The sequence below is a fragment of the Stenotrophomonas sp. a6 genome (genome assembly GCF_030913325.1).
GTDB classification, from domain to species: Bacteria; Pseudomonadota; Gammaproteobacteria; order Xanthomonadales; family Xanthomonadaceae; genus Stenotrophomonas; species Stenotrophomonas maltophilia.
This window is the reverse complement of sequence record NZ_CP133161.1, coordinates 1,918,286-1,932,516: the sequence shown is the minus strand read 5'-3', so window position 1 is coordinate 1,932,516 and position 14,231 is coordinate 1,918,286. Positions and strand designations below refer to the sequence as shown.

The 14,231-nt window shown below is 67.0% G+C and carries 10 protein-coding genes; 1 reads left to right on the top strand and 9 read right to left on the bottom strand.

All coding sequences use genetic code 11. From position 1 onward, the window contains the following. Positions 1-263: 263 nt before the first annotated feature. Positions 264-3,383: a discoidin domain-containing protein gene (locus Q9Q79_RS09010; RefSeq protein ID WP_201862112.1), complete on the top strand. Its 3,120-nt coding sequence runs from the start codon at positions 264-266 to the stop codon at positions 3,381-3,383. Between the two features lie 58 nt (positions 3,384-3,441). On the opposite strand, the gene Q9Q79_RS09005 is transcribed toward Q9Q79_RS09010, so the two are convergent. The 9 genes from Q9Q79_RS09005 to Q9Q79_RS08965 all read right to left on the bottom strand — a co-directional run bounded on the left by Q9Q79_RS09005 (position 3,442) and on the right by Q9Q79_RS08965 (position 14,033). Further along, positions 3,442-4,419: an ABC transporter substrate-binding protein gene (locus Q9Q79_RS09005; protein WP_024956912.1), complete on the bottom strand. Its 978-nt coding sequence runs from the start codon at positions 4,417-4,419 to the stop codon at positions 3,442-3,444. Positions 4,420-4,434: 15 nt separating this feature from the next. Continuing rightward, positions 4,435-6,180 (bottom strand): amino acid ABC transporter permease/ATP-binding protein, encoded by a 1,746-nt coding sequence (locus Q9Q79_RS09000; protein ID WP_080334809.1) that lies wholly within the window; start codon positions 6,178-6,180, stop codon positions 4,435-4,437. After that, a complete protein-coding gene (locus tag Q9Q79_RS08995; RefSeq protein ID WP_005409345.1) occupies positions 6,177-6,728 on the bottom strand; it encodes a GNAT family N-acetyltransferase in 552 nt (183 codons plus the stop codon). Before Q9Q79_RS08995 ends, Q9Q79_RS09000 begins: the two co-directional genes overlap by 4 nt. Then, positions 6,725-7,945 (bottom strand): M20 aminoacylase family protein, encoded by a 1,221-nt coding sequence (locus Q9Q79_RS08990; RefSeq protein WP_099473017.1) that lies wholly within the window; start codon positions 7,943-7,945, stop codon positions 6,725-6,727. Before Q9Q79_RS08990 ends, Q9Q79_RS08995 begins: the two co-directional genes overlap by 4 nt. A gap of 4 nt (positions 7,946-7,949) precedes the next feature. Continuing rightward, complete coding sequence (locus Q9Q79_RS08985; protein ID WP_005413124.1) at positions 7,950-9,293, bottom strand: LLM class flavin-dependent oxidoreductase; 1,344 nt, start codon at positions 9,291-9,293, stop codon at positions 7,950-7,952. A gap of 17 nt (positions 9,294-9,310) precedes the next feature. After that, positions 9,311-10,288 carry an MsnO8 family LLM class oxidoreductase gene (locus tag Q9Q79_RS08980; RefSeq protein ID WP_005409342.1) on the bottom strand — a complete coding sequence of 326 codons (978 nt, stop codon included), beginning with the start codon at positions 10,286-10,288 and terminating at the stop codon, positions 9,311-9,313. 14 nt (positions 10,289-10,302) lie between these two features. Further along, positions 10,303-10,665, bottom strand: a complete 363-nt coding sequence (locus Q9Q79_RS08975; RefSeq protein ID WP_005409341.1) for a DUF3088 family protein — start codon at positions 10,663-10,665, stop codon at positions 10,303-10,305. 157 nt (positions 10,666-10,822) lie between these two features. Continuing rightward, a complete protein-coding gene (gene msuE, locus Q9Q79_RS08970) occupies positions 10,823-11,404 on the bottom strand; it encodes an FMN reductase (protein WP_111150897.1) in 582 nt (193 codons plus the stop codon). A gap of 52 nt (positions 11,405-11,456) precedes the next feature. Next, the gene (locus Q9Q79_RS08965; protein WP_201862111.1) at positions 11,457-14,033 is read right to left on the bottom strand and encodes a TonB-dependent receptor; all 2,577 of its coding nucleotides are present in this window, start codon (positions 14,031-14,033) and stop codon (positions 11,457-11,459) included. Positions 14,034-14,231: the final 198 nt, after the last annotated feature.

Below are 14,231 nucleotides of genomic sequence, written 5' to 3'. Positions count from 1 at the left end.
TTGTCTGGATGACGCGCTCGAGACATTCCTTGTTCTCCATAGTCTGCACACGGCTCACGTAAGTTGTCAAATGACAACCAAACTAAAAGACTTGCGATGTGACCCTAGCCAATCCGCGCTACACGTCCAGAGCCACATCCGTCAGCCCTCCCGTGATGGCGGGGCCAGCGTCCAGCGGCGCTGCAGTGCGTCATGTAACCGATTACATCCCTTGCTAGCGTAGCGCTCGCCCGATTCCGGTCGAACCTGCGAGGCTGTCCGTAATGACGTTGCGCGCCGAACGCTCCAAGGTCTCCACCCCGCTTTTCCCGTTGCGCCTTGCCGCGGCCCTGCTGTTGGCCGCCCTGGTCTCCAGCGCACAGGCACAGACCCTCACCCCGCGCAGCCAATCGCAGGCCAGCAGTTCATCGCAACAGGTACCGGCGATGGCGATCGGCCACCTGATCGACGGCGACCCGAAGACCGTGACCGGCGGCGCCTTCAGCCCCGGCCACTGGTTCCAGATCGACCTGGGCGCGCCCACCCTGCTGTCCGGCGCGCGCCTCACCTGGGATGTCTCCAATCCGGAAGGCTATTCGCTACAGACCTCACTGGATGGCACGCAGTGGCAGACCGCGTACACGATGGCCGATTCACTGGGCGATGTGGAAACGCTGTACTTCGCGCCGCGGCAGGCGCGCTATCTGCGGCTGGCCAGTCCGCAGCGCACTTCCGACTGGGGCGTGTCGATCTTCGAGATGGAGCCGCTGGACAGCACGCTCAGCGCACGCATCAGCGGTATCGATGCAACGCAGGCAGCAGCGCTCTGGCAAGGCGGCGGCACCGTCCCGATTCCGGCCGGGACAAATGGATCCCATGCGTTAGAGATCACGCTGCCGCAGGCTCAATCGACGGCTGGTCTGGTGGTCGACTGGGCTGATGGCAGCCGCGGCCCTGCCCGATTGCAGGTTCAGGATGCACAGGGCCGGTGGCAGGACCTCGCGCACGATGCGCAGGCGGCCAGCCACCGCCAGAGCTGGCTGGCCGCCAATGCCGCACAGGCCGTGCGTGCATTCCGCCTGAGCGTGGATGGATCTGCACCAAAGGTGGCACGCCTGCGCCTGCTCGGCCCAAAAGCCGTGATGACACCGATGAAGCAGTATCAGATCGCCGCCAGCGGCGCGGAGCGCCCGTTGTTCCCAGCCTCACTGCAGATGCAGCAGACCTATTGGACGGCCGTCGGCGTGCACGCAGGACGACAGAAATCGATCTTCGACGAGTACGGAAACCTGGAAGCCTTCAAGGGCGCGCCGTTGGTGCAGCCGATCTGGCGCAGCGCCGATGGGAGCACTGCGGGTGCGGCCGGGCAGAACGTGCAGCATGCATTGCGGGACGGCTGGAAGCCGATGCCCTCCGCTACCTGGTCACCGCAACCTGGCCTGGAGCTGCGCAGTGAAGCGTTCGCCATCGAGCGCAATGGCCAGCCGGTGACCTTCCTGCGTCATCGCCTGCACAACACCGGCGGCACCAGGATCGACGGCACGCTCAGCCTGGTCGTGCGCCCGATGCAGATGAATCCACCGTGGCAGAACGGCGGGCTGTCACCCATCCGCGATGTGGCGATCGATGGACAGGCCGTGCGCATCAATGGACGCACGCTGCTGCAGTCGCTCACGCCGGTGGCTGCGTCCGGCGCGGCGCCGTTTGGCAGGGAAGGCGCAACGGAAATCACCGCGACCCTGGCTGCCGGCCAGCTGCCCTCCACGCAACAGGCGCGTGATGACCAGGGTCTTGCCGCCGCCGCGCTCAACTACCGTGTATCACTGGCACCGGGCGCCAGCGATGCCATCGTGGTCGCGTTCCCGCTGGGTACTGCCGCCGCCGATAGCAAGGGCGCACTGCCCGAGGCGCCTGCGCTTGATCTGGCCACGCTGCCCCGCGATGCCAATACGGCGTTCGATTCCCTGGCCACGCAGGCCTCTGCGGACTGGCAGGCACGGCTGGGCCAGGTCGGGCTGCGCCTGCCCGATCCCTCACTGGTCGACATGCTGCGCGCGCAGGCCGCCTACATGCTGATCAACCAGACCGGCCCGGCCATGCAGCCCGGGCCCCGCAACTACAACCGCTCCTTCATCCGCGACGGCATGGCCACCTCGGCGGTGCTGCTGCGCATGGGCGAAGCACGCGTCGCGCGCGACTACCTGGCCTGGTACAGCGAACACGGCGTGCATGCCAACGGCCTGGTCTCGCCGATCCTCAACGACGATGGCAGTGTCAACACCGGCTTTGGTTCGGACATCGAGTACGACAGCCAGGGCCAGTACGTGACGCTGGTGGCCGATGTCGCGCGCCTCGATGGCGGGCCAGAAACAGTGCGCGCCTATCTGCCGAAAGTGAAAGCGGCGCTGCGCTTTCTGCAGGAACTGCGCGAGCGCACGCTGGTGCCCGGCTACAAGGCCGACCAGCCGGCACCGGAACGCTTCGCGGGCATCATTGCGCCGTCGATCAGCCACGAGGGCTACCCCTCGCCCACCCACAGCTACTGGGATGACTACTGGGGACTGAAGGGCTGGCACGACGGCGCGTGGCTGGCCGAGGCACTGGGCGACCACGAGACTGCTGTCTGGGCGCGCGAGCAATACAAGCTGCTCTACGGCGCGCTGCACGCCTCTATCCAGGCGACGATGGCGTGGAAGGGCATCGACTTCATCCCCTCCTCGGCCGACCTGGGCGATGGCGATCCAACCGGCGTATCGATCGCACTGGACCCCACCGGTGCGCAGAGCGTGCTGCCCGCCGAGGCACTGCGGACCACCTTCGCGCGTTATCTGGAGGATGTGCGCAAGCGCAGCCAGCCCGAAGCGCTGTACGCCTATACGCCGTATGAGATCCGCAACGTGCTGAGCTATGTGCACCTGGGCCAACCGCAGGTTGCCGATGAGCTGCTGCAGGGACTGCTGCATGATCGGCGCCCGCTTGAGTGGCAGGTACTGGCCGAGGTCGTGCACTCGCGGCTGCGTTTCCCCCGCTACCTGGGCGACATGCCGCATACCTGGATTGGTGCCGAGTATGGCCGCACGCTGTTCGGCATGCTGATGCGCGAAGACGATGATGCATTGTCATTGCTGCCGGGCACGCCGCTGTCGTGGGTGGCGGGCGATGGGTTGGCGGTGGAGCGGCTGCCGACCGCGTATGGCACGTTGCAGATGCAGGCGCGGCAGCGCGACGGCACGCTGACGGTCACGCTGGGCAAGGGGTTGCGCAGCGGGACGGCAGTGAAAGTCTGGTGGCCGGCGCGCACCATGCCGAAGACGGTGCGTGTGGATGGGCATAGCGTTTCCGACTTCGATGCCGAGGGTGTGCGGCTGGCGAAACCGTTCAAAACGCTGGAGGCGCGCTGGTAAAGCAGCCGAGCAAGGCTTGGCTCTACAAAGCGGGGGGTCACCCGGGCCACGCCCGGTGTCATTGCAACGTTGGCAACCCCGGCGGATTGGTCTGCGACTGCGGCACGGCTTCCTCGGCCACGTTCCATCGCTTCAGCGCCTGCGCATAGGTACCACTGGCAATCTGCGTGTTCAGCGCCTGCGTCACCGCATCAGCCAGGCCGCTGCCCTTGCGGGTGGTCACCGAGATCGCCGCAGCGTTCGGCCATCCGCCGGGGAACAGGCCCACGCGCCGCACCTTGCCGTCGCGTGCCGAGTACGCGCCGGTGGCATTGGGCTCGAACGAGACATCGGCCCGCCCGGTGATCACCGCCAACCGGCCGACCACCGCGTCATCGAAGTACTGGTACTCCACCGGCTTCAAGCCGGCAGCGATGTTCTGCTGGTCCCACTGCCGCAGGATCTGGTCCTGGTTGGTGCTGGCACCGACCACCACCTTCAGCCCGGCAACGTCGGCCGGCTTTTCGATCTTCTGGATCGGCCCATCAGTGCGCGTGTAGATGCCCAGCAGGTCGTAACGGTAGCTGGAGAAATCGAACTTCTTCTTTCGCTCCTCGGTGACCGTCACGTTCGACAGCACCGCATCGTACTTGCCCGATTCCAGCCCCAGCGGCCAGTCGGCCCACGCCACCGGCACGATCACCAGCTTCAGGCCCAACGCATCGGCGATCAGCCGTGCGATGTCGGGCTCGATACCGACCACGTCCTTGCTGTCGGCGCCGTAATCGGCCAGCGGCAGCTGCCCCGGGTGGGTCGCCACGGTGAATGCGCCCGGCGTGACGAAGCGGTAGCCAGCCGGAATCAAGGCCTGCGCCTTCGGGTCGAGCGTGCCCTTCAGGATGGCGGTGTTCGCGCCGGCCAGGCTGGTCGCGGCCACGGCGCCGGCATCCGGGGCCTGGCGCACGCGCGAGTAGACGATGCCGGCGATGCCGATGACCAGCACGCCTGCGATCAACAAGGTGCTGCGTGAGGGGCGACGGGGTGCTGCAGGGCTCATGGCATTCCTTGAGGGTTACAGGGTCTTGGCCAGGAAATCGGCGGTGCGTTGCTGGCGCGGGCGCTCGAACAGGGCCTCGGGCGTGCCCTGCTCGATCACCCGGCCCTGGTCCATCATCACCACGTGGTCGGCCACGCGGCGGGCGAAGCTCAGCTCATGGGTGACGATCACCAGCGTGGTACCCGAACGGGCCAGTTCTTCGATCACGCTCAGCACCTCGGCCACCAGTTCCGGATCCAGCGCCGACGTGGGTTCGTCGAACAGCAGCACCTTCGGCTGCAGCGCCAGCGCGCGGGCGATCGCGATGCGCTGCTGCTGGCCACCGGACAGCTGGCGCGGGAACGCATCGGCCTTGTCGGCCAGGCCGACCCGCTCCAGCAGCGTGCGCGCCTGCTGCTCGGCCTGCGCGCGCGGCACACCGCGTACTGCGATCGGCGCTTCGATGATGTTCTCCAGCGCGGTCAGGTGCGGGAACAGGTTGAAGCCCTGGAACACCATGCCCACTTCCGCACGACGGCGGCGGATCTCACGCTCGGGCAGTTCGTACAAGGTGTCACCCTCGCGGCGGTAGCCGATCAGCTGGCCGCCCACGGTCACATAGCCGCTGTCGGCACGCTCCAAGTGGTTGATCAGCCGCAGCAGCGTGGATTTGCCGGCGCCGGACGGGCCGATCAGAACCGTCACGCTTCCAGCGCGCAGGTCCAGGTTCACGTCTTCCAGCACCGGCTGCTCGCCGAACACCTTGCCCACACCATGCAGCGACACCGCAGCGCCCTCGCCCGCTTCAACCTGGGTGGCGATGCGCGGGCGGTTGGCCACGCGCGGCGCGGCATCGCTCTGCACACGCGGGGGCGATGACACTCGCGACACCGAACGCTCGCGCTGCAGTTGGCCGCGCGCGAAGCGCTGTTCCACGCGCCGCTGCAGCAGCGACAACACGGTCAGGATCACCAGGTACCAGACCGTGGCCACCATCAGCAGCGGCACCACTTCCAGGTTGCGGCGGTAGATCACCTGCACGGTGTAGAACAGCTCAGGCAGCGCCAGCACGTAGACCACCGAGGTGCTCTTGGCCAGGCCAATCACATCGTTGAACGCGGCCGGCAGGATCGAACGCATCGCCTGCGGCAGGATGATGCGGCGCACCTGGCGACCGCGCGGCAGGCCGAGTGCGGCCGCGGCCTCGTACTGGCCGTGGTCGACCGAGAGGATGCCACCGCGGATCACCTCGGCCGAGAACGCGGCCTGGTTCAGGGTCAGGCCCAGTACCGCGGCGGTGAACACACCGATCAGCTGCGTGGTCGGGTACGAGAACAGGCTGATGCCGGTGAACGGCACGCCCAGCTCGATGGTGCTGTACAGGTAGCCCAGGTTGTTCAGCAGCAGCAACAGCACCAGCAGCGGGATCGAGCGGAACAACCACACGTAGCCCCACGACACCGCCGACAGCAGCGGCGAACCAGAGACGCGGGCCAGCGCAAGCAAGGTGCCCAGCGCGAAACCGAGACCGGTACCGAGTGCGGTCAGCAGCAGCGTGCGGCCCAGGCCCTCGAGCACCGGGCGTGCGAAGAACCACTCAGCGAAGGTGCCCCAGCCCCAGCGCGGATTACCCAGTACGGACTGCAACCCGATCAGGATCAGCGCCAGTGCCAATACTGTGCCGAACACCTGCAGCGGATGCCGGGCCGGCACGATCTTCAGCGCCGGTGCGGGCGCCGGCCGGGTTGCAATGCCATCCAGCGCGGTCGAAGGCGTGCTCACGCGTGGGCTCCTTGCAGCTGGGTCTGCGCAGGCACGATGACGGGCGCCGGTGCCCGCAGGTGCTTTTCGAACGGCAGGTGCGCAATGGTTTCGGGATCCGCATCCAGATCGAACAGCGCGGTGTAACCATGGCTGAGGTACAGGCCAACCGCTTCAGGCTGGCGGAAGCCGGTGGTCAGGAACACCCGCCGGTATCCTTGCCGCGCCGCCTGGTCTTCCAGCTCCTGCAGCACGCGCCGCGCGATGCCCTGGCGACGCAGCCCGGGCAACGTCCAGATCCGCTTGAACTCGGCGGTATCCGGATCGCGGTGCGGCATGAACGCGCCGCCGGAGATCGCCACCCCGTCGCGCAGCAGCAGCACGAAGGCACCGACCGGGGCCGCAAAGGCCTGCGCCGGGTAGCGCTGCAGCTCCTCGCGGGCGCTGCCGCCGATGCGTCGGCGCACGTCGGCGTAGCGGCTGTCGTACTCCTGTTCCAGGCCATCGAACAGAGGCCGTGCCAGCGGATCATCCACCGAGGTGTAGAAGAAGCGTTCGTTGCTGCTCATGCCACGTCCTTCACCAGATAGTCTTCGGCCAGCCGTGCCCACAGGCTGGCGGCGGGTGCGATTGCGGCGTCGTTGAACACGTAGCGCGGGCTGTGCAGCGGCGCGCTGTCGCCGTTGCCGACGAACACGAAACTGCCCGGCCGCGCCTGCAGCAGGAAGGCGAAATCCTCGCTGGCGGTGCGTGGCGCGAATTCGGGCACCACGTGTTCTGCACCGAATCCCCGCACAGCGACCTCGCGGATGTAGGCAGTCTGCTGCGGGTGGTTGATCACGCTGGGGAAACCGCGCGGGAACTCGATCTCGGCGCGCGCACCGAACGCGGCAGCGGTCTGCTCGGCAATCCCGGTGACCCGGCGCCGCAGGGTGTCGCGTACCTCCGGCAGGTAGGCGCGCACGGTCAGTTTCAGCTCGACCACGTCCGGAATCACATTGGCGGCCTGGCCGCCGTGGATCGAGCCGACGGTGACCACGCCCATCTGCCGCGGATCGACATTGCGCGACACCACGCTCTGCAGCGCAGTGATGATGTGCGCGGCGACCAGGATCGGATCCACGCTGCCCTGCGGCTCGGCACCGTGGCCACCCTTTCCGATCACCTTCAGCCGTGCCCAGTCCACCGACGCCATCGCCGGGCCATCGACAAAGCCGAAGTGGCCCACCGGCACGCCCGGCCAGTTGTGCAGGCCATAGATCGCGTCCACCGGGAAGCGCTCGAACAGGCCGTCGGCAATCATCTTCGATGCGCCCGAACCGGTCTCCTCGGCCGGCTGGAACACCAGCTGCAGGGTGCCGTCGATATTGCCGTGATGGGCCAGGTAATGCGCGGCGGACAGCAGGATGGCGGTGTGCCCATCGTGGCCACAGGCATGCATCAGCCCTTCGTTCTGGCTGGCGTAGGCCAGCCCCGAGTCCTCGTGGATCGGCAGTGCATCGATGTCGGCGCGCAGGCCGAGGCGACGGCTGCCCTGCCCGCGCTGCAGCGTACCGACCACGCCGGTGCCACCGAGGCCGGTGGTCACCTCATAGCCCCACTGCTGCAGCAACTCGGCCACACGGGCGCTGGTGCGGTGCTCATCGAAGGCCAGCTCCGGATGCCGGTGCAGGTCATGGCGGATCGCGATGGCCGCCTCGGCGCGTGCCGCGATTTCGGGCAGCACGCCGATGGACGCGGGGTCTCGCCGGGCATGGCCGGGCGCTACCGAATTCTCTCCGCTCATCGCCCTACCCCGCCTTCCGCGCCGGTTCGGCATCGGTCGAATGGCGGCTGGCCTTGTACGGCAGGCCCAGATGCTCACGCAGCGTCTGCCCCTGCAGTTCACGCTGGTGGTAGCCACGGGCCTGCAGGATCGGCAGCACCTGGGTCACGAAATCGTCCAGGCCTTCGCGCTGTGCGGCGAATCCAAGGATGAAGCCGTCGCTGGCACCGGCGTCGAACCAACGGATCAGCTCATCGGCCACGTGCTCCGGCGTGCCGATGAAGTTTGGTCGCGGGCTCACCGCTTCAAGCGCCACCTGGCGCAGGCTCAGGCCTTTCTCACGCGCGTCCTGCTTGATGCGGTCGGTGGTGGAACGGAATGAGTTGCTGCCGATGTCACCCAGCTCCGGGAAAGGTGCATCCGGATCGTACTGGCTGAAATCGTGGTGATCGAAGAAGCGCCCCAGGTACGCCAGTGCATCCTCCAGCGTAGCCAGTGCGGCGATCGCCTGATACTTGGCTTCGGCCTCCTCGGCCGTGCGGCCGACGATGGGACCGATACCCGGGAAGATCTTCACGTCATTGCCGCTGCGGCCGTGCGCAATCGCCGAGTTCTTCACCTTCTGGGTGAACGCGCGGGTTTCTTCCAGCGATGGCGAATGGGTGAACACCGCATCGGCGTACTTGCCGGCCAACGCGATGCCATCATCGGAAGAACCCGCCTGGAAAATCACCGGCTGTCCCTGCGGCGAGCGCTGGATGTTGAGTGGGCCTTCCACCTGGAAGAAGCGGCCCTTGTGGTCGAGCCGGCGGAACTTTTCCGGCGCGAAGAACGCGCCGCTGTCACGCTCGCGCACGAAGGCATCGTCATCCCAGGAATCCCACAGCCCCTGCACCACCTCCAGATACTCGTCGGCGATCTGGTAGCGCAGCGCATGCTCCGGGTGCGGCCGGCCATAGTTGCGACCCGAACCTTCCAACGGTGAGGTCACCACGTTCCAGCCAGCACGGCCGCCGCTGAGCAGATCCAGCGAGGCGAACTGGCGGGCGACAGTGAACGGGTCGCTGTACGAGGTGGACAGCGTACCGGCCAGGCCGATCTTCTTCGTTGCCGTGGCCAGCGCCGACAGCAGCGAGATCGGCTCGAAGCGGTTGAGGAAGTGCGGAATCGACTTCTCGTTGATGTACAGGCCGTCGGCAACGAAACCGAAGGCGATGCCGTTGTCCTCGGCGGTGCGCGCAATGTCGATGTAGAACTGCAGGTTGACGCTGGCATCGGCCGGGTTGGACGGATGCTTCCAGGCATGCATATGGCTGCCGGGGCCCTGCAGCATGATGCCGAACGGAATGTGGCGCGGAGTGGTGCTCATGGAATCGCTCCTGCAGGTCAGGCCACCGCCGCGCGCGGCGCGGGCGACAGCAGTTCAAGGGATGTCAGGCGTGCGTCGAGGTCGGCCACCGGCGCATCGAGGATGAATTCACCCACGCCGAAGCGCCGGTGCAGCGCGTCCAGTTCGCCGCGCACGTGCTGCGCATCGCCGGACAACACGCTCGGACGTGTTTCCTCGATGCGGAAGTCGGCCACGCCCACCTGGCGTGCGTACTCGGCAGCCGCCTCTGGGCTGGGCAGGTTCACGGTCTGCCCGGGACCGAGGTGCAGCTTGTAGACGCGCAGCGCACCAATATGACGCGCAGCGGCTTCGGCAGTCGGCGCGGCGAAGGCCACCGTAGCCAGCAGCGGTGGCTGCGAGGAGACGCTGCGGTAGGCGTCGAACGCGGCCTCGATGTGCTTCGGGTCGCCGTCGAAGTGCGCGGCGTAGACGAAACGCCAGCCCAGCTCGGCCGCCTGCCGTGCACTCTGCGGGCTGGCACCGAGCAGGAAGCGCTCCGGCGCCTGCTGCGGAATCGGCCGCGCCAGCACATCGGCTTCGGCGCCGGACAGATAGCCCTCAAGATCGCGCAGTTGCTGGTCGAAGTCGGCAAACGCCGGCCGCCCCGCTGCCAATGCAGCGGTAGATGCCGGCAGGCCGCCGGGCGCCTTGCCCACGCCCAGATCCACGCGCCCTGGCGCCAACGCCGCCAGCAGGTTGAAGTTCTCCGCCACCTTGTACGGCGCGTAGTGACGCAGCATGACCCCACCACTGCCGATGCGGATGCGCCGGGTCTGCGCCAGCACCCAGGCCGCCAGCACTTCCGGTGCGGGGCTGGCCAACGTCGGCGCGGCGTGGTGCTCGGCAAACCAGTAGCGGTGATAGCCCAGCTGTTCGGCGCGCTGCGCCAGCTGCAGGCTGTTGCGCAGCGCCTGCTCCGGTGAGGCGCCTTCGGCCACCGGGCTCTTGTCCAACACGCTGATCTGATAGCTCATGGTCGCGTCCTCGCTCAGGGATGGGCCACGGGGATGCCGAGCAACCCGTTCAGCGCGGCCAGGATCGGCTCGGCACCGGAGATGTACTGGCGGTCCTGGTGCACGCCACTCGCGAGGTCACTGCGCACGCCCTGCGGCAGCACCAGCTTCGGCAGCGACTGGTCCTGCTCGCCGATCTCGGCGATCACCTCCCGGCGCGGCCGTGCGAAACCGATGCGGCGCACGTCCAGCTGCGCGTCCAGGCCGTCGATGCTCGACAGCGCACCTTCCAGCAACAGGCTGTGCCGGCAGAAGAAGCGCTGGCCGGGAATCTGTCCGTCCTCGAACTCACGGTCGAGCAGGAACAGGATGGGCTTGTCGGTTGCGTCCAGACTCACGGGGTCGTCCTCATCGGGGGGCGGCAATGCGATGCCGCTTCGATATCGATGCTAGAGATGACGGCGGTCGGCACGGCGATGCCAGGCGACAATCGGCGGCCAGATCCGGCCATGCAGATGCGCCTTGGCCATAAGCAAAGCGCCGCCGGTTATGCCGTCAGGCGATCCTTCGCAGCGGCGCCGGTACCGCCAGCGCCTGCGAAGCCAGATGCCCTGCCGCGCGCTCGGCCGCCAGTGCGATGCGCGCCTGCAAGGCTGCACTGTTGATGTGCTCGCCATCGAAGTCGGCAGGCGTGGCATACACCCCGATCGGCAGCGTGTGCGCCTGCAGGAAACTGAACAACGGCCGCAACTGGTGGTCGATCACCAACGCATGGCGCTCGCTGCCACCGGTCGCCGCCAGCAGCACCGGCGTATCCACCAGCGCTTCCAGCCCGATGAAATCGACCAGGTGCTTGAACAACCCGGGATAGGAACCGCGATACACCGGTGCCGCGACCACCAGGAGCCCGGCCTCCTCGATTGCCTGCAGTGCCTGCTCTACGGCTGGCTCCGCTTCATCGCGCGACAGCGACTGCCCCAGCGAACGCGCGATCGGCGCCAGCTCCACCAGCTCCACGCTGGCATGCACCCGCTGCTGCAACGACTCCAACAAGTGCCGCACCAGCAGCAACGTGCGCGACGTCGCCGAGATGGTCGGTGACCCCACCACTGCCACCACCTTCAATGCAGAAGACATGAAATGCTCCTCGATGATGCCGGACCACGTCCGGCCGCCTTTGGCGTGGACCTCAGAACCGGTAACTGACCCGCCCGTACCAGTACGCGCCGACGTTGCCCAGCACATCGCCGTTGTCCCAGGTCGTTTCGATGCTCGCCACATCGGTGGCACTGCGCGCGTACTCCGGCACCTTGCGCGTGCGCTTGTCGAACACGTTGTTGATGCCCAGCGCCGCACTCCAGCCTGCGCCCAGTTCCACGGCACCGGAGAGATTGGTCACCAGCACCGGCGGCTGCTTGTACTCCACGCCGTTGTTCAGGCGCTTGATCGGGCCGTAGTAGGTGAAGTCGACGTTCGAGCGCCAGCGCCCGTTCTGCCAGCCCAACCCCGCCACCTGCGTGTAGCTGGGCGTGCGGAAGCGCAGCGCGTACTCGCTGCTCTTGGTCAACAGGTTGATGTTCGGCAGCCCCTGCAGCGCCGCCGGAATGTCGCTGACCTTCTGGATGGTGGTGCGCCCCACGTTGGCCGCATAGCTCCAGCGCAGCTTGCCCCACGCGGTTTCCTGGTTGGCCTCCAGGGTCAGCTCGACACCGCGTGTGCGGGTATTGCCCACGTTGGTGAAGTAGCTGGCATAGAACGCATCACCCGGCAGGATGCTGATGCCGGCCGAACCCAGCAGCGCATCGATGGTGTTCTTCTGCGCCGCGCTCAGCACCGTGCCGCTGTTGTCGGTGACGCGTGCAGGATCCTGCGCGTTGTAGCCGATCTGGCTGGACTGGCCGAGCTGGCCACGGATGTCGATCTGGTAGGCATCCACGGCCAAGTGGAACGCAGGGCTCGGGTCCCAGGTCACGCCCAGGCTGTAGTTGGTGGCCTTCTCGGGCTTCAGCGGCGTAGCACCCAGCGCAACCGCCGCCGGCGAAGACACCTGCGCCACCAGCGTGGTACCGCACGGGCAGCTGCCGGTGGCCTGGTAGTACTGCGCGCCGAGGCTGGGCGCATGGAAACCATTACTGACCGTCGCGCGTACACCCAACGCGTCGGTGAAGTCGAAGCGCGTGGTCAGGCGGCCGGTGGAGACACTGCCGAAGTCGGAATGGTCTTCCCAGCGCGCCGCCGCATCCAGATACCAGCGCGAGGTGATGTTGGTGGCCGCACCCACGTACACCGCCTTGCTGTTGCGCGTCGCCTTCACCGCGTCCGCAGTGGAATAGCCGACGAAGGCCGCAGCACCAAAGCCGGTGTACGACTCCCACTGCCCTGCCCCACGCTCGTACTGTTCGTGCTGGTACTCGGCGCCCGCGCTCACCTCCAGCGGCGACGCAAACGCCGCCACCTCGAAGCCGCGGCGCAGGTCCAGGTTGGCGATGCCCTGCTGGTAGTCCAGCTTGCCGTCGTAGAAGTCAGTGGGCGAGCCGGGGTACGGCAACGAGTAGTTCACCGAGTTGCGCGTATAGGTGCGCACCGTACTGCGGTTGCCGGTCAGGCTGGCGTCGTAATCCCAGCCCGCGATCTGCCCTTTCACGCCCGCAGTGCCGGTGTACTGCTTCTCCTTGGTTTCCAGCACGGGCAGGAAGCCATCGGGAAACACGCTCAGCACCCCGGGCGCCTTGTAGGTAGTGAAGATGGTCGCCGGCAGGCGGAAGTTCTGGATTGCCTGCGCGGTGCGATCGCTGGCGGTGGCGTTGGCGTAGAACTGCGCGCTCTCGCCCAGGCCATGGCCCACGTTCACCGCGAACGCCTTCAGCGCATACGACGGGGAGCTGAGGATGGTGTTGGCCTCGGCATTGCGGCTGGCTTCGGCCGGGTTCGGCGATGCGCCGGCCGGCAATCGATTATTCGGCCGCAGCGCCACCAGATTGCCGCTACCATCCACCGCCGGGTAGCTCAGATAGCCATCGATGTAGCGGCGGGTGCGGATCGCATGATGCTGGCGGGTGGTCTCGCCGGAGAGGTTGACGAAGCCATCGGCACCCCACGGCAGGCCAACGTTGGCACGCACGCTGGTTCGCGAGCCATCGCCATCAATGCTCTGCCCGCTTTCCACGGCGAACTCGCCACCGTGCGCCTGCGACTTCAGGATCACGTTGACCACACCGGTAATCGCATCGGAGCCATAGATGGCCGACGCACCATCACGCAGCACTTCCACGTGGTCGATGGCCGACACCGGAATCAACGCCAGGTCCGCCCACGCATGGCCTGGGAAGCCGCCCCCATTGGCACCGCTTACATAGGCACTGGCATTGCGGCGCTTGCCGTTCACCAGCACCAGCGTGTAGCCGGGCGACAGGTTGCGCAGCTGGTAGCCACGGATCAGGCTCTCCTGGTCGCTCTGGTAGCCACCAATCTGGCTGAGCGACGGCAGTGCGCGCTGCAGTGCTTCCAGCAGGTTGGCCTGGCCGGTGGCGGTGAGGTCTTCGGCGGAGATCACGTCGATCGGCGTGGAACTGTTCTTCACCGTACGCGTACTGGTGCGCGAGCCGGTCACCACCACCGCATCCAGCGTGGACGCGGCCACGTTGGCCGTCGCAGCGGCGGCAGCAGGATCCGCATCGGCTTCAGCCGCATGGCTGGGCGAAGCGGCGAGGATGGCTGTGATCAGAACAGCGAGAGTGCTCAGGACAGGGGCGTGGGCGGCAGGCATGGGGGCTCGTGGGGGTGGGCCGGAAACACGCTTCCATTCAAGGGCCTGTCCGCCCACCGCGACAGGCGCGATCGCGTCACCCAGCCGTAACATCCGGCCACCCACATGACTGCTGGTAATGACGTTAGGCAGCCCTGCGCACCACGCCCATGGGACGGCGATGGGCAATCGACGCTGGATGATGTGCGGTGGGTGATG

Bases quoted from the DNA above. Each gene is read 5' to 3' on its own strand.
- Q9Q79_RS09010 (WP_201862112.1), top strand. From the start codon at position 264: ATGACGTTGCGCGCCGAACGCTCCAAGGTCTCCACCCCGCTTTTCCCG.
- Q9Q79_RS09005 (WP_024956912.1), bottom strand. From the start codon at position 4,419: ATGAGCCCTGCAGCACCCCGTCGCCCCTCACGCAGCACCTTGTTGATC.
- Q9Q79_RS08995 (WP_005409345.1), bottom strand. From the start codon at position 6,728: ATGAGCAGCAACGAACGCTTCTTCTACACCTCGGTGGATGATCCGCTG.
- Q9Q79_RS08990 (WP_099473017.1), bottom strand. From the start codon at position 7,945: ATGAGCGGAGAGAATTCGGTAGCGCCCGGCCATGCCCGGCGAGACCCC.
- Q9Q79_RS08985 (WP_005413124.1), bottom strand. From the start codon at position 9,293: ATGAGCACCACTCCGCGCCACATTCCGTTCGGCATCATGCTGCAGGGC.
- Q9Q79_RS08980 (WP_005409342.1), bottom strand. From the start codon at position 10,288: ATGAGCTATCAGATCAGCGTGTTGGACAAGAGCCCGGTGGCCGAAGGC.
- msuE (WP_111150897.1), bottom strand. From the start codon at position 11,404: ATGTCTTCTGCATTGAAGGTGGTGGCAGTGGTGGGGTCACCGACCATC.
- Q9Q79_RS08965 (WP_201862111.1), bottom strand. From the start codon at position 14,033: ATGCCTGCCGCCCACGCCCCTGTCCTGAGCACTCTCGCTGTTCTGATC.